Origin of the sequence: Pseudomonas sp. NPDC096950 (assembly GCF_044762525.1) — a bacterium.
Classification (GTDB): domain Bacteria; phylum Pseudomonadota; class Gammaproteobacteria; order Pseudomonadales; family Pseudomonadaceae; genus Aquipseudomonas.
On the sequence record NZ_JBIWEL010000001.1, the window covers coordinates 517,096 to 542,810 of the forward strand.

At 60.9% G+C, this 25,715-nt stretch carries 26 protein-coding genes; 15 read left to right on the forward strand and 11 right to left on the reverse strand.

Features of this window, described 5'->3' with window-relative positions:
• Nucleotides 1–113 precede the first annotated feature (113 nt).
• A complete protein-coding gene (locus tag ACIQY3_RS02575) occupies nt 114–428 on the reverse strand; it encodes an NIPSNAP family protein (protein WP_054615203.1) in 315 nt (104 codons plus the stop codon).
• A 13-nt stretch (nt 429–441) separates the two neighbouring features.
• Nucleotides 442–1,608, reverse strand: coding sequence for an iron-containing alcohol dehydrogenase (locus ACIQY3_RS02580; RefSeq protein WP_403016945.1), 1,167 nt, complete (start codon nt 1,606–1,608; stop codon nt 442–444).
• A 155-nt stretch (nt 1,609–1,763) separates the two neighbouring features.
• On the opposite strand from ACIQY3_RS02580, the gene ACIQY3_RS02585 reads away from it, so the two are divergent.
• From ACIQY3_RS02585 to ACIQY3_RS02595, 3 genes are all read left to right on the forward strand, one after another.
• Nucleotides 1,764–2,546, forward strand: a complete 783-nt coding sequence (locus ACIQY3_RS02585) for an SDR family oxidoreductase (protein WP_403016947.1) — start codon at nt 1,764–1,766, stop codon at nt 2,544–2,546.
• Between the two features lie 271 nt (nt 2,547–2,817).
• Nucleotides 2,818–4,122, forward strand: a complete 1,305-nt coding sequence (locus ACIQY3_RS02590; protein ID WP_403016949.1) for an MFS transporter — start codon at nt 2,818–2,820, stop codon at nt 4,120–4,122.
• A gap of 16 nt (nt 4,123–4,138) precedes the next feature.
• Entirely contained in the window at nt 4,139–5,245 is a 1,107-nt protein-coding gene (locus tag ACIQY3_RS02595; protein ID WP_403016951.1) for an NAD(P)/FAD-dependent oxidoreductase, read from the forward strand.
• A gap of 175 nt (nt 5,246–5,420) precedes the next feature.
• On the opposite strand, the gene ACIQY3_RS02600 is transcribed toward ACIQY3_RS02595, so the two are convergent.
• On the reverse strand, nt 5,421–6,383 hold the full coding sequence (locus ACIQY3_RS02600; protein ID WP_403016953.1) for a LysR substrate-binding domain-containing protein: 963 nt from the start codon (nt 6,381–6,383) through the stop codon (nt 5,421–5,423).
• A gap of 117 nt (nt 6,384–6,500) precedes the next feature.
• On the opposite strand from ACIQY3_RS02600, the gene ACIQY3_RS02605 reads away from it, so the two are divergent.
• Genes ACIQY3_RS02605 through ACIQY3_RS02615 form a run of 3 tightly spaced genes read left to right on the forward strand, consistent with a single transcriptional unit; the run spans nt 6,501 to nt 8,755 of the window.
• Entirely contained in the window at nt 6,501–7,517 is a 1,017-nt protein-coding gene (locus ACIQY3_RS02605; protein ID WP_403016955.1) for an aldo/keto reductase, read from the forward strand.
• Nucleotides 7,518–7,519: 2 nt separating this feature from the next.
• Nucleotides 7,520–8,317, forward strand: coding sequence for an SDR family NAD(P)-dependent oxidoreductase (locus tag ACIQY3_RS02610; protein WP_403016957.1), 798 nt, complete (start codon nt 7,520–7,522; stop codon nt 8,315–8,317).
• Nucleotides 8,318–8,344: 27 nt separating this feature from the next.
• A complete protein-coding gene (locus ACIQY3_RS02615; protein WP_403016959.1) occupies nt 8,345–8,755 on the forward strand; it encodes an SRPBCC family protein in 411 nt (136 codons plus the stop codon).
• Between the two features lie 397 nt (nt 8,756–9,152).
• On the opposite strand, the gene ACIQY3_RS02620 is transcribed toward ACIQY3_RS02615, so the two are convergent.
• Nucleotides 9,153–10,547, reverse strand: coding sequence for a sensor histidine kinase (locus tag ACIQY3_RS02620; protein WP_403016961.1), 1,395 nt, complete (start codon nt 10,545–10,547; stop codon nt 9,153–9,155).
• Entirely contained in the window at nt 10,525–11,208 is a 684-nt protein-coding gene (locus tag ACIQY3_RS02625; RefSeq protein ID WP_054054468.1) for a response regulator transcription factor, read from the reverse strand. The genes ACIQY3_RS02620 and ACIQY3_RS02625 overlap by 23 nt, the downstream gene beginning before the upstream one ends.
• 200 nt (nt 11,209–11,408) lie before the next feature.
• Between ACIQY3_RS02625 and ACIQY3_RS02630 the strand changes: the two genes are divergently transcribed.
• From ACIQY3_RS02630 to hcnC, 6 genes are all read left to right on the forward strand, one after another.
• Nucleotides 11,409–11,711 (forward strand): hypothetical protein, encoded by a 303-nt coding sequence (locus ACIQY3_RS02630; protein WP_403017638.1) that lies wholly within the window; start codon nt 11,409–11,411, stop codon nt 11,709–11,711.
• 199 nt (nt 11,712–11,910) lie between these two features.
• Nucleotides 11,911–12,852, forward strand: coding sequence for a hypothetical protein (locus ACIQY3_RS02635; RefSeq protein ID WP_403016965.1), 942 nt, complete (start codon nt 11,911–11,913; stop codon nt 12,850–12,852).
• A 301-nt stretch (nt 12,853–13,153) separates the two neighbouring features.
• A complete protein-coding gene (locus ACIQY3_RS02640) occupies nt 13,154–13,693 on the forward strand; it encodes a hypothetical protein (protein WP_403016968.1) in 540 nt (179 codons plus the stop codon).
• A 243-nt stretch (nt 13,694–13,936) separates the two neighbouring features.
• Nucleotides 13,937–14,251, forward strand: a complete 315-nt coding sequence (hcnA, locus tag ACIQY3_RS02645; RefSeq protein ID WP_403016970.1) for a cyanide-forming glycine dehydrogenase subunit HcnA — start codon at nt 13,937–13,939, stop codon at nt 14,249–14,251.
• Entirely contained in the window at nt 14,248–15,657 is a 1,410-nt protein-coding gene (gene hcnB, locus ACIQY3_RS02650; RefSeq protein WP_403016972.1) for a cyanide-forming glycine dehydrogenase subunit HcnB, read from the forward strand. The genes hcnA and hcnB overlap by 4 nt, the downstream gene beginning before the upstream one ends.
• Entirely contained in the window at nt 15,650–16,909 is a 1,260-nt protein-coding gene (hcnC, locus tag ACIQY3_RS02655) for a cyanide-forming glycine dehydrogenase subunit HcnC (protein WP_403016974.1), read from the forward strand. Before hcnB ends, hcnC begins: the two co-directional genes overlap by 8 nt.
• 188 nt (nt 16,910–17,097) lie before the next feature.
• On the opposite strand, the gene ACIQY3_RS02660 is transcribed toward hcnC, so the two are convergent.
• Nucleotides 17,098–18,909 (reverse strand): monovalent cation:proton antiporter-2 (CPA2) family protein, encoded by a 1,812-nt coding sequence (locus ACIQY3_RS02660; protein ID WP_403016976.1) that lies wholly within the window; start codon nt 18,907–18,909, stop codon nt 17,098–17,100.
• A gap of 271 nt (nt 18,910–19,180) precedes the next feature.
• On the opposite strand from ACIQY3_RS02660, the gene ACIQY3_RS02665 reads away from it, so the two are divergent.
• Complete coding sequence (locus ACIQY3_RS02665; protein ID WP_403016978.1) at nt 19,181–20,095, forward strand: LysR family transcriptional regulator; 915 nt, start codon at nt 19,181–19,183, stop codon at nt 20,093–20,095.
• On the opposite strand, the gene ACIQY3_RS02670 is transcribed toward ACIQY3_RS02665, so the two are convergent.
• From ACIQY3_RS02670 to ACIQY3_RS02680, 3 genes are all read right to left on the reverse strand, one after another.
• Nucleotides 20,085–20,855 carry a substrate-binding domain-containing protein gene (locus tag ACIQY3_RS02670; protein ID WP_403016980.1) on the reverse strand — a complete coding sequence of 257 codons (771 nt, stop codon included), beginning with the start codon at nt 20,853–20,855 and terminating at the stop codon, nt 20,085–20,087. The two genes, ACIQY3_RS02665 and ACIQY3_RS02670, sit on opposite strands and share 11 nt — an antisense overlap.
• Before the next feature lie 27 nt (nt 20,856–20,882).
• Nucleotides 20,883–22,175, reverse strand: coding sequence for an MFS transporter (locus ACIQY3_RS02675; protein ID WP_403016982.1), 1,293 nt, complete (start codon nt 22,173–22,175; stop codon nt 20,883–20,885).
• Nucleotides 22,176–22,462: 287 nt separating this feature from the next.
• The gene (locus ACIQY3_RS02680) at nt 22,463–23,068 is read right to left on the reverse strand and encodes a DJ-1/PfpI family protein (protein WP_403016984.1); all 606 of its coding nucleotides are present in this window, start codon (nt 23,066–23,068) and stop codon (nt 22,463–22,465) included.
• 150 nt (nt 23,069–23,218) lie between these two features.
• Between ACIQY3_RS02680 and ACIQY3_RS02685 the strand changes: the two genes are divergently transcribed.
• Entirely contained in the window at nt 23,219–23,527 is a 309-nt protein-coding gene (locus ACIQY3_RS02685; protein WP_403016986.1) for an RcnB family protein, read from the forward strand.
• 28 nt (nt 23,528–23,555) lie between these two features.
• On the opposite strand, the gene ACIQY3_RS02690 is transcribed toward ACIQY3_RS02685, so the two are convergent.
• Nucleotides 23,556–24,629, reverse strand: coding sequence for a diguanylate cyclase domain-containing protein (locus ACIQY3_RS02690; protein ID WP_403016988.1), 1,074 nt, complete (start codon nt 24,627–24,629; stop codon nt 23,556–23,558).
• 173 nt (nt 24,630–24,802) lie between these two features.
• Between ACIQY3_RS02690 and ACIQY3_RS02695 the strand changes: the two genes are divergently transcribed.
• On the forward strand, nt 24,803–25,141 hold the full coding sequence (locus ACIQY3_RS02695; RefSeq protein ID WP_403016989.1) for an FKBP-type peptidyl-prolyl cis-trans isomerase: 339 nt from the start codon (nt 24,803–24,805) through the stop codon (nt 25,139–25,141).
• A gap of 140 nt (nt 25,142–25,281) precedes the next feature.
• On the opposite strand, the gene ACIQY3_RS02700 is transcribed toward ACIQY3_RS02695, so the two are convergent.
• Nucleotides 25,282–25,422 carry a hypothetical protein gene (locus ACIQY3_RS02700; protein ID WP_403016991.1) on the reverse strand — a complete coding sequence of 47 codons (141 nt, stop codon included), beginning with the start codon at nt 25,420–25,422 and terminating at the stop codon, nt 25,282–25,284.
• Between the last annotated feature and the right edge of the window lie 293 nt (nt 25,423–25,715).

Below are 25,715 nucleotides of genomic sequence, written 5' to 3' on the forward strand. Positions count from 1 at the left end.
GCGGTGCCTCCCCGCCCCCGCTCCGCTCGCCCACCCCGCCCCCCCCCCCCCCCCCCCCCCCCCCCCCCCCCCCCCCCCCGCTCCCACAGGGGGAAATTGTGGTTGGTCAGGGATTATTTGATCGGTGAAAAATCCGCCGCGATCAGCAGTTTCGATTCCATTTTTTCCAGCATCGGAAACGCAATCGGCACAAACCCTTCCAGCCAATCCGCATCCTGATAAAGCGCCGCACGCTTCTTGATCCGCTCATCCAGGCTTTCATAAGCCCAGATATGAATTACCTGGTTCAACTCGCCGATTTCCGTGTACCACCAGCCCACTAACTTGGCGTAACGGGAGATCACCGGCAGGCCGTTTTCCTCGAAGTGCTTGAGGTAGGTCTGCATTTTTCCGATCTGGATCGTGTAGGTGCGCATTTCGTAAAACATGGGGTTGGTCTCTTCAGGAATGAGTGCCGTGGTAGGCGTTGTTGATGATCCGTTCGATGTCGGCGGCGGTGGTCAGGCGCGGGTTGACCAGCACGTTGCCGCTGCGCATGGAGTCGCTGACCATCTGCGCCATGTAGTCGAGGTCCACGCCCAGGTCCTTGATGTTGGCGGGGATGCCGATGGCCTGGTTCAGCGCCATGACGTGCCCGACCACTTTGCGGCCCGCTTGGGCAGGACTCAGGCCATCGACGTCCTCGCCCATGGCGATGGCGATCTCGCGGAACAGCTCCGGGCAGGCCGCCAGGTTGTATTCGATGACGTAGGGCAGCAGCGTCGCGTTGGCGATGCCGTGGGGGATGTTGAACACGCCGCCGAAGGTGTGGGAGATCGCATGCACGTTGCCGAGTTTCGACTGGGCGAACGCGACGCCGGCGAGGAACGAACCGAGCAGCATCTGCTCCCGCGCGTGCAGGTCGGAGCCGGTGAAGAATGCCTTGGGCAGGTGCGTGCAAATCATCTTGATCGCTTGCAGGGCCAGGGCCTGGCTCACCGGGTTGGCCTGCTTCGACACGTAGGATTCGATGGCGTGGGTCAGGGCGTCCATGCCGGTGGCGGCGGTGATCGACGGTGGCAACTTGAGGGTCAGTTCGGCGTCAAGAATCGCCAGTTTCGGAAACAGCGCGGGGCTGATGATCACGGTCTTGAACAGGGTCTTGGTGTTGGTGAACACCGTGGACGCGGTGCATTCGCTGCCGGTGCCGGAGGTGGTCGGGATGGCGAAAATCGGCAGCGGCGGGTGCAGCAGTTTGTCGTAGCCTTCGTAGTCGAGGATGTTGCCGGGGTTGGTGGCCATGGCCGCCACACCCTTGGCGGTGTCGATGCTGCTGCCTCCACCGACGCCGATCACGGCATCGCACTCGTGGCTTTTCAGGAAGGCCACGGCGCGTTCCAGCACGTCGGTGGTGGGGTTGGGTTCGACGCCCGAGAACACTTCATAGTCGATGGCACTTTCTGCCAACGAGGCGAAAAAGCTTTCCATCACCCCGGATGCGATCAGCCCCTGATCGGTGACCACCAGCAGCTTTTTTCGAACATGCGACTTGAGCAATACGCCGGCCTGACGCACCAGGCCGTTGCCGCTCTTCAAGGTCGTGGGGAAATAAAACTGGAACGGGTTCATGGGTGTCTCCGGTTTCTTATTGGACGGGAGACAGTAATAAGCGGGGCGGGCGGCTGATAATGAAAAGGTCTGATCCGCTGATCACCCTTTGTCATCCCCTGAGGTATCGGGCAGCAGTGGTAACGTAGGGTTTTCCAACTGTCAGGAGCATCGTCATGGATTTGGGAATTTCAGGCCGCTGGGCCATCGTCTGCGCCGCCAGCAAAGGCTTGGGCCTGGCGTGCGCGCGGGCCTTGGCGAAGGAGGGCGTCAACCTGGTGATCAACGCGCGCGGCGAAGACGCCTTACAGGTCGCCGCTACAGAATTGCGCAGCCTGGGCGTCGAAGTGCGCACCGTGGCCGGGGACATCAGCGAACCGGCAGTGCGCGAACAAGTGCTGGCGGCGTGTCCGCAGGTGGACATTCTGGTCAACAACGCCGGCGGCCCGCCACCCGGTGACTTCCGCGACTGGCAGCGCGAAGACTGGCTCAAGGCGCTGGACGCCAACATGCTGACGCCCATCGAGCTGATCAAGGCCTGCGTCGATGACATGGCCGAGCGCGGTTTCGGGCGCATCGTCAATATCACCTCCGGCGCGGTGAAGGCGCCGATCGATGTGCTGGGTTTGTCCAACGGCGCTCGCAGCGGCCTCACCGGTTTTATCGCCGGGCTCGCACGTCAGTCGAAGCTGGCCGGCAACAATGTGACGATCAATAACCTGCTGCCGGGGCCGTTCGAAACCGAGCGCTTGCACAAAACCCTCAGCGCTGCGGCTGACGCCAACGGCACCAGTGTCGAAAGCATCAGCGAACAACGGCGCAAACACGTGCCGGCCCAGCGCTTCGGCCAGCCCGATGAGTTCGGTGCCTATTGCGCGTTCATCTGCAGCGCCCAGGCCGGTTTTCTCACCGGGCAAAACCTGTTGCTGGACGGCGGCAGCTACCCCGGCACGTTCTGATCTTTTCGGGGGATGACGTTTGGTGATCCCCCAATCAGATCCCATCATTATTCACCCTGAGGGCGCGTGATTAGAGTGGGGCTGCTTGCCGAATGCCTGTCAGTGAAGAAGATCCCCCTGTGGGAGCGGGCTTGCTCGCGAAAGCGGTGTGTCAGGCACATCTATGGCGACTGACACTCCGCTTTCGCGAGCAAGCCCGCTCCCACAGGTTTTGCATTTTCACAGACAGGTATTGGGCCGCTTGCATCCACAACAATAAAGAGCGCCCCTCATGAACAACCCGAGTGCCGAAACCCTTTCCCTGTCCGCCGCCGAACGTCCCACCAGCGTGCGCTGGCGCATCTTCCTGATCATGTTGCTGCTGACCGCAATCAACTACATCGACCGCGCCTCACTGTCGGTGGCGTTGCCGCTGATTTCCAGTGAATTCCAGATCCCGCCCGCACTGGAAGGCTTGATGCTCAGCGCGTTTTTCTGGTCCTACGCGTTGATGCAGATTCCCGGCGGGATGCTGCTGGATCGCTTCCAGACGCGCCGTGTGATCGTCATTGCGACCGTGGCCTGGGGGGCATTCCAGGCCTTGGCCGCCGGCGCGCACAACTGGATTCTCCTGCTGATCACGCGCATGGGCCTGGGCATCGCCGAATCGCCGATCATGCCCGCCGGGGCCAAGCTCAACGGTGCCTGGCTGACCCCTAACGAACGCGGGCGCGGCGCCGTACTGGTGGACGGTGGTGCACCGCTGGGCAGTGCGTTTGGCGCGATCATCATAGCGGGCCTGATCGGCTGGTTCGACTCGTGGCGCATTGCGTTTGTGATCGCCGGTGTCGGCACCATGCTCGCCGGTGTACTGGCCTGGAAATACATCCGCAACCACCCCAGCGAACACCCCGGCGTCAACGCTGCGGAACTGGCGCACATCACTGAAGGCAATCGCCAGACCAGCCAACCCGGCGCGGTCACCAGCATTCCTCTCAAGGAATTGCTCAAGGACCGCTCGGTGCTGGCGATGTTCGCCGGTTACTGCTGCATCCTCAGCGTGTTCTACGGCTTGCTGACCTGGATGCCGAGCTACCTGCACCAGACCCACGGCCTGAACATTTCGAGCATGGGCGGCGCGACATTCTTGATCTTCATGTGCGGCTTTGTTGGCGAATTGGTGGGCGGTTATCTGGGCGATAAATGGAAATCCAGCGGCGCCTCGCCCAACCTGGTGATGCGCAGCATGTTCAGCGGTTCGGCACTGGTGGCGGCGCTGTGCATGCTGGCGGTGGCCTATGCGAACGAGGCGAGCAAAGCGATCGGCTTGCTCTGCGTGGCGATGTTTTTCATTCGCTGGTGCGGCATGTACTGGTGCATTCCGTCGATCCTCGGAGGCACCTCGAAAACCGGCGTGCTGGCCGGCACCATGAACTTCTGCGGCAACATGGCCGGGGTGATCGTGCCGATCCTGATTGGTCTGATCGTGCAGTTCACCGGCTCGTATTTCCTGGTGCTGATCTTCTTCGTGGTCATGGCCGTGCTGCTGGCGATTTTCTCCAGCCTGATCGATTATCGAGAACGGGGTCTGGCGTGAAATGAGCGGAGGGCAGGTGAGCGTCGATATCGAATGCGTGGTGGTCGGGGCCGGTGTGGTCGGCCTGGCGGTGGCTCGGGCGTTGGCCTTGAGCGGGCGCGAAGTGATTGTGGTCGAGGCGGGCGAGGGGATTGGCGTGGGCATCAGTTCGCGCAATTCCGAGGTGATTCATGCGGGGATTTATTACCCGAGTGGCAGCCTCAAGGCGCAACTGTGTGTTGAGGGCAAGCGGCGCTTGTATGCCTTTTGCGATGAGCGCGGCGTTGAGTATCAGCGGCTGGGCAAGTTGATTGTTGCCACCGATGAGGATCAGCGAGCAGCGTTGCAGCGGTTGCTGGCGCAGGGTTTGCGCAACGGGGTCGATGACTTGCAATGGTTCGATGCCGAACAGGCGCGGGAGTTGGAACCTGACTTGTCCTGCGTCGCCGCGCTCTGGTCGCCGTCCACTGGCATTGTCGATTCCCATGGCCTGATGATGGCGCTGCAAGGGGACGCGGAAGCGTCGGGCGCGTCGGTTGCGTTTCATACGCCACTGCTGGCGGCCCGTTGTATCGAGCAAGGTTTCGAACTGCAAATGGGCGGTGCGCAACCGATGACGTTGACCTGCCGCGAGTTGATCAATTGCGCCGGGTTGTCCGCGCCTGAGGTGGCGAGCCGGATCAGCGGCTTGCCACAGCAGCACGTTCCACAAGCGCGTTTGTGCAAGGGCAGTTACTTCAGCTTTAGCGGTCGGGCGCCGTTTCGGCACTTGGTGTATCCGGCACCGGAAAGTGCTGGTTTGGGTGTGCACATGACGCTGGATCTGGGTGGCCAGGCGCGTTTCGGCCCGGATGTGGAATGGGTCGATCACATCGACTACCGCGTCGATCCGCGTCGGGCGGATGGGTTTTACCAGGCGATCCGTCGGTACTGGCCGGGGTTACCGGATGACAGTCTGCAACCGGCCTACAGCGGCATCCGGCCGAAGATCACTGGCCCGACGGAACCGGCCGCAGACTTCATCATCAGCGGCCCGGCGGAGCACGGTGTGCCGGGGTTGGTGAACCTGTTCGGCATTGAATCACCGGGGTTGACCAGTTGCCTGGCGTTGGCTGAGCGGGTGGTGAATCGGCTGCTGGCCTGATCGTTCCCACGCTCTGCGTGGGAATGCCTCAAGGGACGCTCCGCGTTCCAGCTCTGGAAAGGGACGCGGAGCGTCCCGGGCTGCATTCCCACGCGGAGCGAGGGAACGATCATTCCACCAAACACCGCAATGCCCCCTGTGGGAGCGGGCTTGCTCGCGAATGCGGGGTGTCAGTTCACGCAGATGTTGCCTGACTCGACGCCTTCGCGAGCAAGCCCGCTCCCACAGGAGATGGTGGTTGCTGCGATGAATCCGGTTCAGTCAGAACCTTCCTGAACGTCTCCACCAACGGCCGCAAATTAACCCGGTGCCACGCCGCCCACAGCGGTCGGGTGTAGCAAATCCACGGCACTTCCCGCAGTACCACGCCGGGCGGTGCATTGCGGCTCAGGCCTTTTTGAATCATGGCGATGCCCAGTCCCGAGGCCACCAGGGCCAATGCAGTGAAGGGGCCGGTGGCTTCCATGCGGATGTCCGGGGTGAAGCCGGCGCGTATGCAGGCGCTGACGAAGTTTTCGCGGCCGGTGAGATTGTGGTGGTGTTGCACGCCAATCCATTCCTGATTGGCCAGATCTTCCGGAGTCAGTACCGCCTGCTGAACCAGCGGATGATCTTCAGGCAAGGCCAGCAGCATGGGGTCATCCAGCACCTGAAAACCTAACAGGTCCGGGTCGTCGGCGACGGGCGGCTCACTCACGAGGGCGATATCCAGACTACGCTGGCGAAGGCCTTCCAATTGTTCAGCGGAGCTCAAGTTATAGAGCGCGACGTGCACATTCGGCCGGTCCACCCGCAACACGCGCAGGGCATTAGGCAGCACGCCGGCATGCATGGCGTTTTCGATATAGCCGATGCACAAGCCGCCTTCTTCACCGCGACCGAGGCGCTTGCCCAACGATTCCAGACGATTGGCGTGGGTCAATAAGGCGCGGGTTTCGGCCAGGAAGGTCTGGCCGTCGCGGGTCAGGCGGATGCGTTGTTGGCTACGCTCGAACAGGGTCAGTCCCAGGCGTTCTTCGAGCTGGGCGATCTGCCGGCTCAGGGGCGACTGGGAAATGTGCAGGCGTTCGGCGGCGCGACCGACGTGTTCTTCCTCTGCGACGGCGACGAAGTAGCGCAATTGGCGGATGTCGATCATGTCAGACCTCTGGGGACTCAAGTACTGCGCATTATGTCTTGGACGGTCCGACCGCTGCAATCTACGATCGGCTCAACGGTCACCAAAGCTGACCTCGACACTCAAGAGGAATCACCCATGAGCTTGAAAGACAAACTGCCCGGCACCCTGGGTTTCGGCACCGCCCCATTGGGCAACATGTTCCGCGCTATCCCGGAAGAAGAGGCGATGGCCACCGTGCACGCCGCCTGGGATGCCGGCGTGCGTTACTTCGACACCGCGCCGTTCTACGGTTCGGGCCTGTCGGAAATCCGCCTCGGCACCGCGTTGGCCCAATACAACCGCGACGACTACGTGCTCAGCAGCAAGGTTGGCCGGGTGATCCTCGATGAAATCGAAGACACCGCCGCCCGTGATCTCGGCGAAAAGGCTGGCGTATTCGAACACGGCCGTCCGAACAAAATCGTCAACGACTACAGCGCCGACGCGACGATGCGTTCGATCGAAGACAGTCTGAAGCGCCTGCAAACAGACCGTTTGGACATCGTCTGGATTCACGACATCGCCCAGGATTTCTACGGCGATCAATGGCTGGAATACTTCAACCAGGCCCGCACCGGCGCGTTCAAAGTGTTGACCCGTTTGCGCGAAGAAGGCGTGATCAAGGGCTGGGGTTTGGGCGTAAACAAGGTCGAGCCGTGCGAACTGACCCTGGACCTCACCGAAGCCCAGCCGGACGGTTTCCTGTTGGCCGGTCGCTACACGCTGCTCGATCATGACCGTGCCTTGCAACGCTTGATGGAGTCGGCCCTGGCGCAGAACGTCGAGATCGTGGTTGGCGGCCCTTACAGCTCGGGCATCCTGGCCGGCGGTACGCACTTCGAATATCAAAAGGCGAGCCCGGCGATCATCAACAAAGTCGAGCAGATCAAGCGGATTGCAGCGGCCCATGGCGTGAGTATCAAAGCGGCGGCATTGCAATTCTCCCTGGCCAACCCGGCGGTAGCGGCAGTGATTCCGGGTTCGAGCCGTCCTGACCGCATCGCGGAAGATGTGGCCGCGTTGTCGGAGGTCATTCCTGCGGCGTTCTGGCAGGCATTGCGTGACGCGAAACTGGTTTCCAAACGCGCACCACTGCCAATCATTGGAGGTTGAGCATGAAAATCGATCTGACTGGAAAACTCGCCATCGTCAGCGGCAGCACCGCCGGCATTGGCCTGGGCATCAGCAAGGCGCTGGCCGAGTGCGGCGCCACGGTGGTGGTGATCGGCCGCGACTCGGCCAAGGTTGAGCAGGCGCTGGCGAGCATTCGCGACAGCGTGCCGGGTGCGCAATTGCGTGGCCTGACCGCCGACCTCGGCAGCGCTGAAGGCGCCGAGCAATTGTTCGCCGCCGAACCCCGGGCGGACATCCTGGTGAACAACCTCGGGATCTTCGACGACGTGGATTTCTTCGACGCGCCGGACAGCGAGTGGACGCGCTTCTATGAAGTCAACGTGATCTCCGGCGTGCGGTTGTCCCGGCATTACACACCCGAGATGGTCAAGAATGGTTGGGGCCGGGTGATCTTCCTGTCCTCGGAATCCGGGGTGGCGATCCCGGCCGACATGATCAACTATGGCGTGACCAAAAGCGCCAACCTGGCTGTGTCCCACGGTCTGGCCAAACGCCTGGCTGGCACTGGCGTGACGGTCAACGCGATCCTGCCCGGCCCGACCTTCACCGACGGCCTGGAACAAATGCTCAAGGACGCCACCGCCGAGTCTGGCCGCAGCGCCCGGGAAGAAGCCGACGTCTTCGTACGCAAGGCCCGCCCGAGCTCGATCATCCAGCGTGTGGCCGACGTCGAAGAAGTCGCCAACCTGGTGGCTTACATCGCCTCGCCACTGTCCTCGGCCACTACCGGCGCGGCATTGCGGGTAGATGGCGGCGTCGTCGACAGCATGGCAATCTGAACTGAATTCAAAGAGAGAAGCTCATTTATGGCAACTGCATCAGCAACTATCGACATCCCGGCTTCGGCCGATCAGGTCTGGCAATTGATCGGCGGTTTTGACTCGCTGCCGGACTGGCTGCCGTTCATTGTGAAAAGCGAACTGAGCGAAGGCGGCCGTGTGCGCAGCCTGCAAACCGCGGATGGGGCCGTGGTGGTTGAGCGCCTGCAAGCGTTCGACAACGGGGGCAAAACCTACAGCTATTCGATCGAACAAGCCCCGTTCCCGGCCACCGATTACCTGGCGACGTTGCGTGTTGAAGCACAAGGGCAGGGTGCTCGCGTCACCTGGTCCGGTCGGTTCACCGCCAAAGGCGTGACCGATGAAGAAGTCGAAGCGCTGTTCAACGGCATCTACCAGGGCGGCCTCGAAGCCCTGCGGGCCAACTACCCGGCCTAAACCCCACCACCAACCCCTGTGGGAGCGGGCTTGCTCGCGAACGCATTGTGTCAGTCGACACCTTTATCGCCTGGCACACCGCTTTCGCGAGCAAGCCCGCTCCCACAGTAGATTGGGGGCTCCCACAAATTTAGCGAACACCGCAGATCCCCTGTGGGAGTGAGCCTGCTCGCGAATGCGGTGTGTCAGTCACCATCAAGGCTGAATAGTAAATCGCCTTCGCGAGCAGGCTCGCTCCCACAATAGATCACCGCCATGCACAAAATTTGCGTTCGCAGCAGGTCTCCTGTGGGAGCGGGCTTGCTCGCGAAAGCGGAATGTCAGGCGATAAAGATGTCGACTGACCCGACACCTTCGCGAGCAAGCCCGCTCCCACCGGGGATTTTCGTTGTGTCTGTCAGGTTTGCGGGATCAGGTTTTGCCGGCAATCCAGGGCCAACCGCGCGCCGCCGTTGTCGCTGGTGCCGACTTCCAGGGTGAAGCCGTGCAGGCTGACAATCGCCGCGACGATCGACAGTCCCAGTCCGAAGCCACTCTGCTGATTCCCACCCTCAGCCCGATAAAATCGCTGGAACACGGCTTCCCGTTCCGATGGCGGAATACCCGGCCCGGAGTCGAGCACTTCGATCCTTGTATGTCCGCCCTGATTAATCCCGCGCAAAATCACCTGGCCACCGGGCGGGGTGAATTTGATCGAGTTGCTGAGCAGGTTCGCAACGGCTTCGAACAGCAGCGCCCGGTCGCCATTCAAGGTCGGCAGGGACTCAGGGAGTTGCAGTTGGAACGTCAGTTCGCCTTCTTCCGCCAAGGGTAGATAAAAGTCATGCAGTTCCCGCAGCAATGGCACGGGATCGAGCTGCACAAAACCGGAACGCCGCTGGCGATCCTCCAGCTCGGAAATTCGCAGCAGACCGCGAAACCGCGCCATCAACGTATCTGCCTCGGCTAGCACCGAATCCAGTTGTTGCGACAGGGGCGAACCGTCGTCGGCCTGTTGCTGAATCCTGTAGAGCTGCGCCCGCAGGCGAGTCAGCGGGGTGCGCAGGTCGTGGGCGATGTTGTCGCACACACCTTTGACTTCGTTCATCAAGCGCTCGATGCGTTCGAGCATGGCGTTGACGATGGCAGCGAGCATGTCCAATTCGTCGCGGCGATTGGACAGGGGCAGGCGGTGGGTCAGGTCACCGGCGACGATGGCTTCGGCGCTGGCCTGGATGGCGCGGATGCGTCGCAACGGACGGCGGCGTAACAGATGCCAACCGGCGATGCCGGGCAGGATGGTCAGGGACACGCCCCAGAACAACGCGTGGAGGATGATCTGGGTTACGGCGAACAACGAACCGTTGTCCCGCACCAGCACCAGCCAGCGGCCGTCGAGGGTTGGCGTGGCCACGGCGTCGCAGCTGTCGGCAGGCAGGGTCGGGTCGTCGGACTCGGCGCAGTTGCCGAGCATGTGAATCCGGCCGTCCAGCGGCAGCTCCGCCGGGATTTCCCGTAGCGCTCCGCTGAGGTAGCGATGCTGGGCGTCGAACAGGCCATAGGCGTCGATGCCGCGGATGTCGAAGGTCATGCTGGCGGCGAGAGCGTCCACCAGTTGCTCGCCCTGAAAGCGCGAGAACAGATGCTGGCGCTGCATCAACGAGTGCTTGGCCAGGTTGTCCAGGTAGCCGGACACCTCGTAATACATGACCCCCATCAGAATCCCGCTCCAGGCCACGAACAGTGAACTGTAGAGCGCCAGCAAGCGGCTGCTGGAAGAGCGCCAGCCTTTAGAGGGGTTCAGCAATGACATACCCCGAGCCTCGCACAGTCCGGATTAGTGGGACGTTGCCGGGTGGGTCGATCTTCTTGCGCAGGCGGCCGATGTGCACGTCGATCAGGTTGGTGCCGGGGTCGAAGTGATAGCCCCAGACCTCCTCGAAAATCATCATCCGCGAGAGGATTTGCCCGGTGTTGCGCATCAGGAATTCCAGCAATTTATATTCGGTGGGCAACAGCGTCAGCAGTTCACCGTCGCGGCTGGCTTCGTGGCTGATCAGGTTCAACTCCAGGTCCGCCACCCGCAACGTGGTGGCTTGTGCGCTGACCGTGTTCTGCCGGCGCAGCAACACTTCGACCCGCGCCGCCATTTCATCGGTGGCGAACGGCTTGGTCAGGTAATCGTCACCGCCGGCACGCAGGCCGCGCACACGCTCGTCGACGTCGGAGAGGGCGCTGATCATCAGGATCGGCGTGGCCACGCCCATGGTCCGCAGCGTGGTGACGATGGCCAGGCCATCGAGCTCCGGAAGCATGCGGTCGAGGGTGATCAGGTCGTAGTCGCCACTGACCGCCCGCGCCAAGCCTTCGCGGCCATTGTCGACCCAATCCACGTCCAGACCGTGGCTGCTCAATTCAGCCACGATCTCGCGGGCGGTCACGGCGTCGTCTTCGATGGTCAAGATGCGGGTCATAGGGCGGGCCTGCTATTCAGTTCGTTACAGAATGAGGGCATTTTGCCAAGAAATGCGCGCGGCTTATTAAATTAACTTTCATGTTGCTTGAGGAACCTTGCGCGAGCGGCGTTTATTTGCGTGGAAGGTTGATATCATCGGGCCATGACTTTGACAGGAGTTGCACTGTGCGCACGTTGATTCGTCGTGGCTGGATGCCGATGTTGGTGCTGTTGCTGAGCGTGATCAGCTGCGCCACCTGGGCCGGCAATACCCCATGTTCAGGGAAGAAGGGCGGCATTGATCGCTGCGATGGCGAGCTGTTTTTGTGTAATGACGGCTCTATCAGCGCTTCGAAGAAGAGTTGTTCAGCGATGTATGGCGGCCAAAGCCAGGCGCGTCCCCAATCGCTTTTGCAGAGCAGCGACGGTTGCGCATGCGGCACGAGTTCGTTCTGCACCGGTCCTCGAGGCGGCGTGTATTGCCTGACTCCGAGTGGTAATAAAAGCTACAAGCGCAAGTAGCCCCAATGAGGGCATGAGCCCAATGCATAAAACCCGCTGATATTAAGCAGCTATTGCAAAATGCATGGTCCTCAGATTTTTAGGATTTTTAACCTGTTGATATAAAACGATTTATTTAAAGTTGGTGACTGGCACGGTGTCTGCAATTCCTCTCTCGAAGAGTTGTAACACCATCTTTCATGCCTGGAGCTGAACAATAATGAATAGATCCTCAGAGGGTTTTTATCCTGCCGCAGAAGAGTCAAGCACGCTCTCGGGCGTGTCCTGGGGCGCGATCTTCGCCGGGGCTGCTGCCGCAGCGGCGTTGTCGCTGATTCTGGTACTGCTCGGCTTCGGTCTGGGCTTTTCGGCTGTCTCACCATGGGCCAACGAGGGCGTCAGCGCCAAGGGCCTGGGCATTTCAACGATCATCTGGCTGGCAGTCACGCAAATCGTCGCTTCGGGACTCGGTGGTTACATCGCCGGTCGCCTGCGGGTGAAGTGGGCCAACATGCACGGCGATGAAGTCTATTTCCGTGACACGGCCCATGGCTTCCTGGCCTGGTGCGTAGCGACCCTGGTGACCGCGACCTTGGTGGTCGGCTCGGTCAGCAGCATCGTCAGTGGTGGTGTGCAGGCCGGGGCGAGTGTCGCCGGTGGCGCTGCGAGTGCCATGACCCAAGCCGCGGGCACTGCTGCCGCGAATACCAACAGTGACCAGTACGGTTACTTCGTCGATAGCCTGTTCCGCGACGATCGTCCGGCCGCTGTCAGCGATGACGCCGCCCGTGGCACCGTGACCCGCATCTTTGTGCGCAGCCTGAGCAACAACGGTCAACTGGCCGCCGAAGACCGGACCTACCTCGCCCAACTGGTCGCCCAGCGCACCAACCTGACCCAGGCTGACGCCGAACGTCGTGTGGACGAAGTCTACGCTCGCACCCAGAAAGCCATTGCCGACGCCAAGGTTGCCGCTCAACAAGCCGCTGATACCGCCGCCAAAGTCGCTGCCTGGACCGCTTTGTGGATGTTTATCGCGCTGCTGGCCGGTGCGTTCTTCGCCAGCCTTGCCGCGACTTATGGCGGTCGTCGTCGGGATGCCGTGGTGTATCTGGAATCGGATGCCTACGTGACAACCACCACTCTGCCACCAGTTCGCTAACCCGGGAGAATCATCATGCGCTCACTACTTCTGTTCTTTCTTGGCGTGCCAATCCCGATCATCATTTTGATCGCACTGTTCATGCACTGATCCCTCTGAGGCTCATGCCTCTGCCGCTTCTGCCTCTGGTAGAAGCGGCGTTTTGCTTTCTGGGGCAATATGTAACGCGATTTATCTGTTTTGTGGGAGCGGGCTTGCTCGCGAATGCGGTCGGACATTCAGCATTGATGTTGACTGGCACACCGCATTCGCGAGCAAGCCCGCTCCCACATTTATCTGTGTTGTGTCAGGGAGAATCAGGTTGAACAAGAAGGAAATCAAACAGCAAATCGTGGCGATGCTCGACGCCGGGCGCTCCAGGACCGAGACGTTCAAGGCGTTCTCCGGCGGGGCGATCAAGGACCGCGTGCTGGCCTACTGGATCGGCTCGCACCCGGACCCGGCGCGTAACGCGCAACATCAGGGCAAGATCAAGATACTGCTTGGCCTCACGCTCGCCCAAGCCGTGTTGGGTGCAGTGGCGGGGTTCTTCCTGGGGTCGATGATCGGGCCCAAGGCGACGGTGTTTTTCACCCTGTTTGCCGGGCTCGTTCCACTGTGGTTCGCCTACGGCTTCTACAAGAATCAGGCGCAGTTCTACACCGTCTACGTGATCCTTTCCCTCAGCCAGTTTCCACGATTGTTCAAAGACTTTGCCGAGGACCCTGCATCGACGTTGATCGGCGCCGCAATCACCCTGGGTATGGTGTTTTTCGTGGCTTACCTGAAGACACTGTTGTTCCCCGACCTGGCATTTATCGGCCCGAAAAAAATCAAGGGACAGTTCGTGTTTTCCAACTGAGGCCCGGACTGGAGCGGGGGCGTTTTCACCGGCGTGGATCAATATTTCATTCTGAAATATCGCTTAACGTAAAAGCTCCAAGCCCCCGCTGCGACACCGACTACAGTGCTTTTATGCGCAGCTGTTGCGTTGTCGAAGTACTGATGCAGACCTCCTCGTTGTTGTGTATTCAGTTGGCCAGCAAGGTGTAGTGCAGCATGGAGCTGACGAACCCACCTGAACCTTTCACGGAAGAACATCGCAATGCAACGCTTAGACAGAACCTTCGATATCCAGCCGCTGGTCAGGGCGGATATGACTTTGCACATCAACGGCCAACCGGTCAGCGCCGCCATCGGCGAAACCGTCCTCACAGTCATTCAATCCCTTGGTCTGCGCCAGGTAGCTCGTAACGATCACGATCAAATCAGCGGCGCCTATTGCGGCATGGGTGTGTGCCAGTGCTGCCTGGTGAAAATCAATGGCCGGCACAAGCGTCGCGCCTGCCAGACCCTCGCGCGTGACGGCATGATCGTCGAAACCCAGGTCAATCGCATCGTCGAGCAGGAGGTTTTATGAGCCTGCATCCGGTGATCGTCGGCGGCGGTCCGGCGGGCATGGCCGCGGCCATTGAACTGGCCCGGCATGGCGTGCGTTGCACCTTGCTGGAAGAAGCCTCGCGACTCGGCGGTGTGGTCTATCGCGGGCCGTTGCGCGATGGCGTTCAGCTCGATTACCTGGGGCCGCGCTACTCGGAAATCCTGAGCCGATTGCACGGTGAATTCCAGGAGCAGTCGGGCCTGATTGATGTGCGACTCAATCACCGCGTAGTCGGTGCCGAGGGTACGCGCGCACTGGTGGTGCTGGATGGCGACGAGCGCTTGCACGAAATCGAGTATCCGCAACTGCTGCTGGCGGCCGGTTGCCATGAGCGCAGCGTGCCGTTTCCCGGCTGGACCTTGCCCGGTGTGATTCTGCTGGGTGGCCTGCAACTGCAAATCAAGAGTGGCGTGGTCAAGCCCCAGGGGCCGGTGGTCATTACCGGCACCGGTCCGTTGTTGCCGCTGGTGGCGTGTCAGCTGCACGCCTCTGGCGTCACCGTCGTCGGGGTTTACGAGGCCTGCGCGTTCGGCAAGATCGCTCGGGAAAGCCTGGCGCTGCTGAACAAGCCGCAGCTGTTTCTCGACGGCTTGAGCATGTTGGCGTTCCTGAAGTTGCATGGTATTCCCATGCATTACGGCTGGGGCGTGGTCGCGGCCCAGGGCGACGGCGAGTTGAAAACCGTCACCGTGGCGCCGTATTCCCGCACCTGGGAGCCGGACCTGAACCGCGCCGAAACGATTGCCGCGCAGACCCTGTCGGTCGGCTACGGCTTTATCCCGCGCACTCAACTCAGCCAGCAAATGGGCCTGAACCACGGCTTCAGTGACGACGGTTACCTGCGGGCCAGCGCCAATATCTGGCAGCAAAGCAACGAACCCCACGTGCATCTGGCCGGAGACATGGGCGGGATTCGCGGTGGCGAAGCGGCAATGCTGGCGGGGCGGATCGCGGCGCTGTCGATCCTGTTGCAACGGGACGTACTGGACACGGAACTGGCACTGGTCAGGCGTGACCGCTACCTGTCGAAACTCAAGTCGATCGTGCGCTTCCGAGCGGCGGTGGATCGCTACACCGAACGTGGTGCCGGGCAGACCGCATTGCCCGCTGCTGACACCGTAATCTGTCGTTGCGAACACGCAACCCGCGCCGACATCGACCGGGCGCTGGAGCAAGGCGTGCAAGACATGGCCAGCCTGAAAATGCGCACCCGGGTCAGCATGGGCGATTGTCAGGGCCGGATGTGCGTCGGTTATTGCAGCGACCGGTTGCGTGAGGCCACCGGGCGCCAGGATGTGGGCTGGTTGCGACCGCGTTTTCCCATCGATCCGATACCGTTTTCAGCCTTCCACAACGCCGCCACGGAGGCCGTCCATCATGAGTAAGTTCTATGACGTGGTCATCGCCGGCGGCGGTGTGATCGGGGCGTCCTGCGCCTATCAATTGTCCAAGCGTAAAAACCTCAAGGTGGCGCTGATAGACTTCAAGCGTCCGGGCAATGCGACCCGGGCCTCGGCCGGCGGTTTGTGGGCCATCGGCGAATCGGTGGGGTTGGGTTGCGGGGTGATTTTCTTTCGGATGATGTCGGCCAATCGCAAGCGCGAAGCCCACGGTTCGGCGGTGGTGGTGGACTCCAGCACGCCGCACATCCTGCCGCAGTCGTTCTTTGATTTCGCCTTGCAGTCCAACGCGATGTACCCGGCGTTGCACAAGGAGTTGCAGGACAATCACGGGATGGATTTCAAGTTCGAGAAGACCGGGCTGAAATTCGTGATCTACGACGACGAAGACCGGCTCTACGCCGAGCATATCGTCGCCTGCATTCCGCACCTGGCGGATCAGGTGCGCTGGCTCGACCAGGCCACCCTGCGCGAAGCCGAGCCGGCCGTCAGCCACGAGGCGAGGGGGGCGCTGGAGTTTCTTTGCGATCACCAGGTCAGCCCGTTCCGCCTGGCCGATGCCTATACAGAGGGCGCGCGGCAGAACGGCGTGGACATGTATTTCAACACCAACGTCACCGGGGTGTTGCACCACGGTTCGCGGGTGACTGGCGTGCAAACCGCCGAGGCCGGGGTGTTTCATTGCGACACTCTGATCAATGCGGCCGGTGCCTGGGCGGCGGACCTGAGCGAGCAGGCCACCGGCATTCGCATCCCGGTGAACCCGGTGAAGGGCCAGATCCTGTTGACCGAACGCATGCCGAAGATCCTGCGCGGTTGCCTGACCACCAGCGATTGCTACGTGGCGCAGAAGGACAACGGCGAAATCCTGATCGGCAGCACCACCGAAGACAAAGGCTTCGACGTCACCACCACCTACCCGGAAATCGCCGGGCTGGTGCAAGGCGCGGTGCGTTGCATTCCGGAACTGGCGGACGTGAATCTGAAACGCACCTGGGCCGGTTTGCGTCCGGGTTCGCCGGATGAACTGCCGATTCTCGGACCGATGAAAGGGGTGGAAGGGTATCTGAATGCCTGCGGGCATTTCCGCACCGGCATCCTGACGTCGGCGATTACCGGGGTGCTGCTGGATAAACTGGTGAACCACGAGCCGCTGCCGCTGGACATCACACCGTTCCTGGCGGATCGGTTTGAAGTGAAAGGCGCGGTTGAGGTGAAAGCACTGGAAACCGCCTGACCCCTTGTGGGAGCGGGCTTGCTCGCGAAGAGGCCGTGTCAGTCAACATCATCGTTGACTGACACACCGCTTTCGCGAGCAAGCCCGCTCCCACATTGGATCTGTGTCGTACACTTATTTCGTGTTCAACCCAGCCCCCTGTGGGAGCGAGCCTGCTCGCGAAGGCGACCTCACTGCCGCGAAAGGCCTCAAACCTTACCCGAGGCCTGCTCTTCCAACTGATCCGACTCAAACAACTTGGCCAATTCCGCCCGGGCTTCCTGCGCGGTTTGCAGCACTTTCGCCGCATCGTCATACACCGCGTGCTGCGCTTCCAGCACCTGTTCATCGTGATGCTTGAAGCGTTTGATCCGCGCATCCGCCTGGGCCTGGGTCAGCCCGAGGCCAACCAGCGTGCGCCGACTCATTTCCAGGCTGGAATAGTAAGTTTCCCGAATCGCCTCGGCGCCGAGGTCGACCAAGCGGTGAACGTGCTGGCGGTTGCGCGCCCGGGCGATGATTTTGATGTGCGGGTACAAGCGGTGTACCACTTCGGCGGTCTTGATATTGGTGTCCGGGTCGTCGGTGGCGATCACGAAATATTCCGCCTGCTCGACCTTCGCCGCACTGAGGATTTCCGGGCGCATCGGGTCACCGTAGAACACCGGCATACCGCCGAAGCTGCGGGACAGTTCGATGGTTTCCACCGACGTATCCAGCGCCACGAACTTGATGTTCTGCGCGCGCAGAATCCGCGAAACGATCTGGCCCATCCGGCCCATGCCGGCAATCACCACCCGCGGGGCGTCGGTGTCGATTTCGCGGAATTTCTCCGGCACCACCACCGGTTGCACTTTCGGCGTATACAGCCGCGCGCACAGCAGCAACAGCAGCGGCGTGACGGCCATGGACAAGGTAATCGTCAGTACCAGCAGGTCGTACAGGCGCGGCTCGAACAAGCCCTGATCGCGCCCGATCTTGAACACCACAAACGCAAATTCACCGCCGGCCGCGAGCACGATGCCAAGGCGAATCGCGCTGACCTTGCCCAAACCACCGGCCAGCCGTCCGACGACAAACAGCAGCGGCAACTTGATGGCGATCAGCAGCAGGGTCAGCCCCAGCACCGTGATCGGTGCGCTCAGCAGCAGACTCAAGTTGGCGCCCATGCCGACGCTGATGAAGAACAGCCCCAGCAGCAAACCCTTGAACGGTTCGATCTGCGCTTCCAGTTCATGACGGTATTCGGAGTCCGCCAGCAGCAACCCGGCGAGGAACGCGCCCAACGCCATGGACACGCCGACCAGATCCATCAACCACGCAGTGCCGATCACCACCAGCAACGCCGTGGCAGTGGACACTTCCGGCAGACCGGTCCTGGCCACCACCCGGAACACCGGCCGCAGCAGATAGCGCCCGCCGATCACCACCACCGCAATACTGCCCAACACCCGCAAGCCGTGATTCAGATCTTGCGCCGCACTGGTGGTGTGATCACCGCCGGCCAGCAGCGGCACCATGGCGATCAACGGGATGGCGGCGATGTCCTGGAACAGCAGGATTGCGAACGCCAGCCGCCCGTGAGGACTGGTCAGTTCCTTGCGCTCGGCGAGGCTTTGCAGGCCAAACGCGGTAGACGACAACGCCAGGCCCAGGCCCAGCACAATCGCACTGTTCAGCGACTGGCCGAACACAAACAACGCCAGCACGCCAATCACCGACCCGGTCAGCAGCACTTGTGCCAGACCAACGCCAAACACCGATTTGCGCATCACCCACAAACGTCGCGGCGACAACTCCAGACCAATGATAAACAGCAGCAACACCACGCCCAGCTCGGAGATATGGCTGACACTCTGCGGATTGCCGATCAACCCCAGCACCGACGGCCCGATGATCACCCCGGCAAACAAATAACCCAGCACCGCGCCCAGTTGCAGGCGTTTGGCCAAAGGCACGGTGAGCACCGCCGCGAACAGAAACACGACAGCGGCTTGCAACAGATTGCCTTCATGGGGCATGGCAAAACTCCATAGACTCGGTACGGCGGGGGTGACAAGGATAAATGCTGAGGCTGCGTGCGTCAGCCTTGCAGATGAAATCAAGTTGCCTGACACACCGCCTTCGCGAGCAAGCCCGCTCCCACATTGGATCTGTGCCGTACACATCATCTGTGCCCGGCAGAGCCTCATGTGGGAGCGGGCTTGCTCGCGAAGGCGTCCTCACTGGCAACATCAATTATCCAGACTAATAGGATAAGCTGATCAATCAACCTGCCCCAGAGCGCCTCTCATGGCCATCAACTTCGACCTGAATGACCTGCAAGCCTTCCGCGCTGTGGTCGAGCAGGGCAGTTTTCGCAAGGCTGCCGACACGGTGCGCATTTCCCAGCCAGCCTTGAGCCGACGCATCGAAAAGCTCGAAGACGCCCTCGGTGTAAAACTCTTTGAACGCACCACCCGCAAAGTCAGCCTGACCCAGGTCGGGCGCGGTTTCATTCCCAGCGTCGAACGCCTGCTGGACGATCTGGACGTAGCGCTGCTCGGCATCAGCGAAGTCGCCTCGACCCGGCTCGGCCACGTCACCGTTGCCTGCGTGCCGTCGGCGGCGTACTACTTCATGCCGCGGGTGATCGCCCATTACCACCGGCAATTTCCCCGAATCAAGGTCAAGGTCCTCGATTCCAGCGCTCACGATGTACTCAGCGCGGTGGTCAACGGCGAGGCGGATTTCGGCTTGAGTTTCATGGGCACCCTCGAAGCCGAGGTCGATTTCGAACCTTTGGTGCAGGAAGGCTACGTGGTGGCCTGTCGGCGCGATCACCCATTAGCCGGCCGCAGCAGCGTGACCTGGGACGAGTTTTACCAGCAGGACTACATTTCCCTCGACAAAACCTCGGGCAATCGCTTTTTGCTGGATCAAGCACTGGCCGGCGTAGTGCCGCAACGGCCGAGCATCTGCGAAACCCGTCACGTCACGACGATGATCGGTCTGGTGGAAGCAGGGCTGGGCGTGGCGGCGGTGCCGTTGATGGCAATGCCGGCGGAGGATCATCCGATTTTGACCCGGGTGCCGCTGACCGATCCCCAGGTGATGCGCAGTGTCGGCCTGATCAAGCGCCGGGGTCGAACCTTGACCCCGGCGGCTCTGGAACTGGAACGGCTGGTGGTGGAAATGAAAGTCCAGCCACCGACGATCAGCGGCTGACCGAATCCAGCCCGGTGGCTTGCACTTGCGGCTGAACCGCCGGGGAGGCCAGGTAATCCAGCAATGCCTTGGCCTGCGCCGGGTGTTGTGCGCCCACCGGAATGCCAGCGGCGAAACGGGTCACCGACTGCAGCGACTCGGGAATCTTCGCCACAAAACTCACCCCCGGCACCGGCAGCAACTCGCTGACCTGCTGGAAGCCCAGTTGGTAATCACCGGTGGCAACCACCGAGCCCACGGGGATTTTCGGGATCATCTTCGACTTCGGCTTGAGCTGGTCTTCGATACCCAGTTTCTTGAACAACTGTTCCTCGATGTACACACCGCTGGCGCTGTCGGAATAGGCCACCGATTGCGCATCAAGCAGGGTCTTTTTCAGGCCCTCCACCGAACTGATGTCCGGTTTCGCCGCGCCTGCTCGCACCACCAGGCCGATGCGTGAATCCGCCAGTTCCACCCGTGAAGCGGGGTCGACTTTGCCTTGCTTGATCAAGTCGTCCAGCGCGTAGCCGACCATGATCACCACGTCGGCCTGTTCACCGCGAGCCAGGCGATTGGGGATCGCTTCCGGCGCCTTGCCCATGGACGGGCCGAGGGCCGTGTCCAGCGTATTGCCGGTGGACTTGGCGAATTCAGGGCCGAGGATTTTGTAGGCTGCGGTAAACCCGCCGGAAGTCATCACGCGAATTTCTTCAGCCTGGACGACGGCGCTCAGGCTCGCGACGAGGAACAGTGCTGCATAGTTAAAAAGCTTTTTCATCGAATGGTTCTCGCAGTCAAAGGTCGGTCACGACACGGCCGGTTGCAGGCGCCCGGAAGCGCGGCGATAGAGAAAAAGCGTCGAGCACAGCGCACAAAGCGCGGCAAAACTCATCCAGTAACCGGGCGCAGCCTTGTCGCCGGTGTACTGGATCAGCATGGTCGACATCGCCGGGGTGAAACCACCAAACACGGCGGTGGCCAGGCTGTACGCCAGCGAGAACCCCGCGACTCGCACTTCCACCGGCATGATTTCGGTGAGCGCGGCGATCATCGCGCCGTTGTACAAGCCATAGATGAACGACAGCCACAGCAACACCAGCAGCATGTTGATGAAACTCGGCGCGTTCACTAGATACGTCAGCGCCGGATAGGCCGTGGCCATGGTCAGTAAAGCCATGGCGATCAGCACCGGACGCCGCCCGATGCGATCGGACAACGCGCCGCCCAACGGCAGCCAGAAGAAGTTGGAAACACCGACCAGCAGCGTCACCAGCAACGCATCGGACGTGCTCAAGTGCAACACGGTTTTACCGAAGGTCGGTGCGTACACGGTGATCAGGTAAAACGCGGTAGTAGTCAGGGCGACCATCATCATCCCTGCGAACACGATCACCCAGTTCTGCGCGAGTGTGCGGAACACATCGCCCATGCTCGGGCGGTGTTTGCGCGCGGCGAACTCTTCGGTTTCTTCCAGGTTGCGGCGCAGGAAGAAGATGAACGGCACGATCATGCAGCCCACGAAAAACGGAATCCGCCAGCCCCAGTCGGCAATCATGGCCGGCGCCATCCATTGGTTCAGCCCATAACCCAGTGCTGCCGCGACGATGATCGCCACTTGCTGGCTGGCGGACTGCCAACTGGTGAAAAAGCCCTTGTTGCCTGGCGTGGCGATCTCCGAGAGGTACACCGAGACACCGCCCATTTCCGCACCCGCAGAGAAGCCTTGCAGCAAACGACCGATCAACACGATGGCCGGCGCGAACAGCCCAATGCTTTCATATCCGGGCACCAGCACAATCAAAATCGTGCCACTGGCCATGATCGACAGCGTGACGATTAGCCCTTTGCGCCGGCCCACGTCATCGATGTAGGCACCCAGCACCACGGCGCCGAGCGGACGCATCAGGAAACCGGCACCGAACACGGCGAAGGTCATCATCAGCGAGGCGAATTCGCTGCTGGCCGGGAAGAACACCGCCGCGATCTGCGTGGCATAGAAACCGAAAAGGAAGAAATCGAACTGTTCGAGGAAATTGCCCGACGTGACCCGGAAAATCGCACCGGCCCGGGAACGACCGGAAGGGATTGCTGCTGTCATTGACCTGTACTCCACCGCTTTTATGACGTGCGCCGCGTGGGGGCGGCGCACGGTTCTTATTGGGGCGGATAGTGGAGCAGGGGCATCGATATGTTAATTGCATAGTTGGCATGCATTGATGCGCGGGGTGGATCAATGTGCCTGGGGTTGTGGTCGCCAGACACACCGCTTTCGCGAGCAGGCTCGCTCCCTCAGGGGTCTTCAGCAAACACAGAATTAGCGAACGACCGCGAACAAATGTGGGAGCGGGCTTGCTCGCGAAGGCGTCCGAACAGACAACCCTCCCGTCAGATGTACCCTTCGATATGCGCCATCCCCCGAGCCACATACTCATCCTTCTCACTCACCGGCGCGAAGTAGTGCAGCACTTCCCGCGCCGCTTCAGCGCCCTTGAGCCGCGCCAAAAACCACGCCGACAGATACTGCGACGAAAAACAGCCACCCGCCGTGGCAATGTTGCCGTTGGCATAAAACGCCTGATTCACGACATTCACACCAGCCGCCTGCACCCACGGCTTGCTGGTGGTATCGGTGCACGCCGGTGCATCACCGAGCAGACCGAGTCTGGCCAACAGGAACGTGCCAGAGCATTGCGCTCCCAGCAGTTGTCGGGTCGGGTCGAATCTGAGTTGATCCATGATCGCCGGGTCACTGGCCACGTCGCTAGTCTTCCTGCCGCTGCCGAACAGCACCGCATCGGCTTCGCAGGCGTGCTGCAGATTGATATGCGAATCGATGGTCAAACCGTTCATCGACGTCACTCGGGGCGTCGGCGAGGCAATGCTCACCCGCCAGTCCTGGTCCCCCAGCAGAGAAATCCGGCTGAGCATGCCGTAGGCGATCAGCGAATCCAGTTCGTTGAAACCGTCGAAGGTCAGAATGGCGATGTGCATGGCGAATCCCGATGGCTTTTTTCGCAGCTTACGCCGAGCCGATGCACAGTCCCCGATACAGTGGCCCGCAGAATCATCGCTACAGTAAGGAATGATTCGCCACTCGCGCAGTCGGAACTCAGTAGTCACGACATCCCAAGAGGTTCACCGATGAACAGCAAAACCCTTATCGCCAGCCTCGCCCTTGTCGCAGGTATTACCGCTATCAGTCCTATCGTCCAAGCCGCCGAAACGGCGCAAAAAACCGTCCAGCCCGGCGCCAACAACTCCCGTAGTCTGGTGAAAGGCGACCGTGCGCCGGAGGTTTATCAGCGCAGTGAAAAAGCCGTGAAGAACTGGAAGGCGAAAGGCCTGAAGGCGCCGGCGTCTGATGCGCAGTGGGTGCAGATCAATGACAAATACATGATGGTGTTGATTACCAGCGGGACGATTGTGGATGTCACGCCGGTGGAGCGGTAAGCCGCGCAACCCTGGCGCGTGTTCGGAGTTATTCGCTATGAGCACGCGCCGGACTGGTGGTCCCCAACCGATACTGATTATTCCCACTCCGCTTCGCCTCATACATCGCCAGATCCGCAATATGAATCAGCCGATCCATGCTCGGCGCATGATCCGGGAACACCGCGACCCCAAGGCTGGTGCCAATGTGCCGCTGATCGTTGCCAATCGTTACCGGCGGTGAGAGTTCGACGAAAATGTTCTGACAGATGCTGCGGGCTTCGTCCTGCAAGTTGATGCCCGGAGGCAGGCCTTGCAGGATAACCACGAATTCGTCGCCGCCAATCCGGGCGACGGTGTCGGTTGAACGCAGGATTTTCTTGAGGCGGGTCGCGGTGGTGACCAGCACCCGGTCGCCCGCCGCATGGCCGTAATGATCGTTGATCGCCTTGAAACCGTTGAGATCGACAAACACCAGCGCTACTCGTGTCGCGCTGATCCGCGCCTGTTCAAGCGCTTCGGCCAGGCGTTCTTCCAAAACAATGCGATTGGGCAGGCCGGTCAGCGGGTCGTAGTGGGCCAGGTGTTGCAGGTAACTGGCGGAGGCTTTTTCTTCGCTGATGTCGCGCACTACGCCCATCATTTTGATCGTGGTGTCGTGGTCGTTTTTCACCACATTGCCGGTTTCGCGCAACCAGCGGATGGTGCCGTCGGGCCAGACCACGCGGTATTCCTCGTCATGGTTCTCGCCGGTTTCCAGGCAGCGCATCTCACCGGCGCGGACCTTGGCCCGGTCGTCCGGGTGCACGCAGGAACAGAACAAGGCGTAGGAGGGCGTAACCTCGCCGATCTTGAACCCGAACATGCCGTAGATCGCCTCCGACCAGTAGAGCTTGTCGGTGTCCACATCCCAGTCCCAAGTGCCGATGCGCGCGAAATACTGGCTGCGCTTGAAGCGCTCGGCGTCGCCGTCCAGATGAATGTTTTGTCCCTTGGACAGATTGGCGATCAGTGCACGGCATTCGGTCAACTGCTGTTGCAGGGAATACTGCCGACAGAGCAGCGCGACCAGCAGGGTAAGCATCACTGAGCCAATGGCAGCGCTGATCCAGAGGAAACTCATTCAGGGATGGCCGTCATGGCGGGTTCAACCGTGGGGGTGATGCTGCTTATCTTAGTTCACGCTGACGAGCGTAAACAGATCCAAACCGCGCCGAACGGTTGCCAATTGCTCGCAATTCTGGGAAAACGACGCCCAAGAGCCCTTGCGAGGGAATGAACAGACGAGTGCATGTAATGAATGATGAGCTTCAGGTAATCGACCTTGAACAGGGGGACGGCAAAGCAGCGGTCAAAGGCGCGCTGATCACCACGCAATATCGCGGATGGCTGGAGGACGGCACCGAGTTCGATTCTTCCTACAGCCGAGGCAAGCCTTTTCAGTGCGTGATCGGGACTGGCCGGGTCATCAAAGGCTGGGACCAGGGGATCATGGGCATGCAGGTGGGCGGCAAGCGCAAGCTGCTGGTACCGGCGCACCTGGCGTATGGCGAGCGCACGATGGGGTCGATTCCGCCGAATTCGAATCTGATCTTTGAGATTGAATTGCTGGAGGTTTTGACGCGGGATGATTGATGGATTGACCGTAGTTTTTGCTGGCTGGCGATCGTTCCCACGCTCTGCGTGGGAATGCCTCACCGGACGCTCCGCGTTCGCCCTTTGGGACGCGGAGCGTCCCTGGCTGCATTCCCACGCGGAGCGTGGGAACGATCCCGTCACTGAATTGGGCTGGAACATGATTTTGATTCAGCAAGTCTGGTGAACATCTCAATATCATCAAGCGTGTCTGCCACAGTCGCTCCAAGCGCGGGGAATTTTTCCTTAGCCGCATCTAACGCCGGCATCACGACTTCCATATCCATCTCACCGTGTCTGCGGGCAATGTGACCACGCGCGGTGATCGCCGAAGCCGCGACTGACTCGGTGTGGCGATCGTTCCCACGCTCTGCGTGGGAATGCCTCACCGGACGCTCCGCGTTCGCCCTTTGGGACGCGGAGCGTCCCTGGCTGCATTCCCACGCGGAGCGTAGGAACGATCCCGTCAGTCTGGCGATGATGTGTCGTTTGCCAGGCCGTCTTCGCGAGCAAGCCGGCTCCCACATTTAGAATGCATTTTCCTGTGGGAGCGGGCTTGCTCGCGAAGAACGAT

Excerpts from the sequence above, each read along its gene's own strand:
- hcnA (WP_403016970.1), top strand. The coding sequence starts at position 13,937 with ATGCAACGCTTAGACAGAACCTTCGATATCCAGCCGCTGGTCAGGGCG.
- ACIQY3_RS02685 (WP_403016986.1), top strand. The coding sequence starts at position 23,219 with ATGAACAGCAAAACCCTTATCGCCAGCCTCGCCCTTGTCGCAGGTATT.
- ACIQY3_RS02630 (WP_403017638.1), top strand. The coding sequence starts at position 11,409 with ATGTTGGTGCTGTTGCTGAGCGTGATCAGCTGCGCCACCTGGGCCGGC.
- ACIQY3_RS02615 (WP_403016959.1), top strand. The coding sequence starts at position 8,345 with ATGGCAACTGCATCAGCAACTATCGACATCCCGGCTTCGGCCGATCAG.
- ACIQY3_RS02635 (WP_403016965.1), top strand. The coding sequence starts at position 11,911 with ATGAATAGATCCTCAGAGGGTTTTTATCCTGCCGCAGAAGAGTCAAGC.
- ACIQY3_RS02605 (WP_403016955.1), top strand. The coding sequence starts at position 6,501 with ATGAGCTTGAAAGACAAACTGCCCGGCACCCTGGGTTTCGGCACCGCC.
- ACIQY3_RS02690 (WP_403016988.1), bottom strand. The coding sequence starts at position 24,629 with ATGAGTTTCCTCTGGATCAGCGCTGCCATTGGCTCAGTGATGCTTACC.
- ACIQY3_RS02575 (WP_054615203.1), bottom strand. The coding sequence starts at position 428 with ATGTTTTACGAAATGCGCACCTACACGATCCAGATCGGAAAAATGCAG.
- ACIQY3_RS02610 (WP_403016957.1), top strand. The coding sequence starts at position 7,520 with ATGAAAATCGATCTGACTGGAAAACTCGCCATCGTCAGCGGCAGCACC.
- ACIQY3_RS02700 (WP_403016991.1), bottom strand. The coding sequence starts at position 25,422 with ATGGAAGTCGTGATGCCGGCGTTAGATGCGGCTAAGGAAAAATTCCCC.
- ACIQY3_RS02665 (WP_403016978.1), top strand. The coding sequence starts at position 19,181 with ATGGCCATCAACTTCGACCTGAATGACCTGCAAGCCTTCCGCGCTGTG.
- ACIQY3_RS02620 (WP_403016961.1), bottom strand. The coding sequence starts at position 10,547 with ATGTCATTGCTGAACCCCTCTAAAGGCTGGCGCTCTTCCAGCAGCCGC.
- ACIQY3_RS02660 (WP_403016976.1), bottom strand. The coding sequence starts at position 18,909 with ATGCCCCATGAAGGCAATCTGTTGCAAGCCGCTGTCGTGTTTCTGTTC.
- ACIQY3_RS02670 (WP_403016980.1), bottom strand. The coding sequence starts at position 20,855 with ATGAAAAAGCTTTTTAACTATGCAGCACTGTTCCTCGTCGCGAGCCTG.
- hcnC (WP_403016974.1), top strand. The coding sequence starts at position 15,650 with ATGAGTAAGTTCTATGACGTGGTCATCGCCGGCGGCGGTGTGATCGGG.
- ACIQY3_RS02625 (WP_054054468.1), bottom strand. The coding sequence starts at position 11,208 with ATGACCCGCATCTTGACCATCGAAGACGACGCCGTGACCGCCCGCGAG.
- ACIQY3_RS02600 (WP_403016953.1), bottom strand. The coding sequence starts at position 6,383 with ATGATCGACATCCGCCAATTGCGCTACTTCGTCGCCGTCGCAGAGGAA.
- ACIQY3_RS02675 (WP_403016982.1), bottom strand. The coding sequence starts at position 22,175 with ATGACAGCAGCAATCCCTTCCGGTCGTTCCCGGGCCGGTGCGATTTTC.
- ACIQY3_RS02580 (WP_403016945.1), bottom strand. The coding sequence starts at position 1,608 with ATGAACCCGTTCCAGTTTTATTTCCCCACGACCTTGAAGAGCGGCAAC.
- ACIQY3_RS02680 (WP_403016984.1), bottom strand. The coding sequence starts at position 23,068 with ATGCACATCGCCATTCTGACCTTCGACGGTTTCAACGAACTGGATTCG.
- ACIQY3_RS02585 (WP_403016947.1), top strand. The coding sequence starts at position 1,764 with ATGGATTTGGGAATTTCAGGCCGCTGGGCCATCGTCTGCGCCGCCAGC.
- ACIQY3_RS02590 (WP_403016949.1), top strand. The coding sequence starts at position 2,818 with ATGAACAACCCGAGTGCCGAAACCCTTTCCCTGTCCGCCGCCGAACGT.
- ACIQY3_RS02695 (WP_403016989.1), top strand. The coding sequence starts at position 24,803 with ATGAATGATGAGCTTCAGGTAATCGACCTTGAACAGGGGGACGGCAAA.
- hcnB (WP_403016972.1), top strand. The coding sequence starts at position 14,248 with ATGAGCCTGCATCCGGTGATCGTCGGCGGCGGTCCGGCGGGCATGGCC.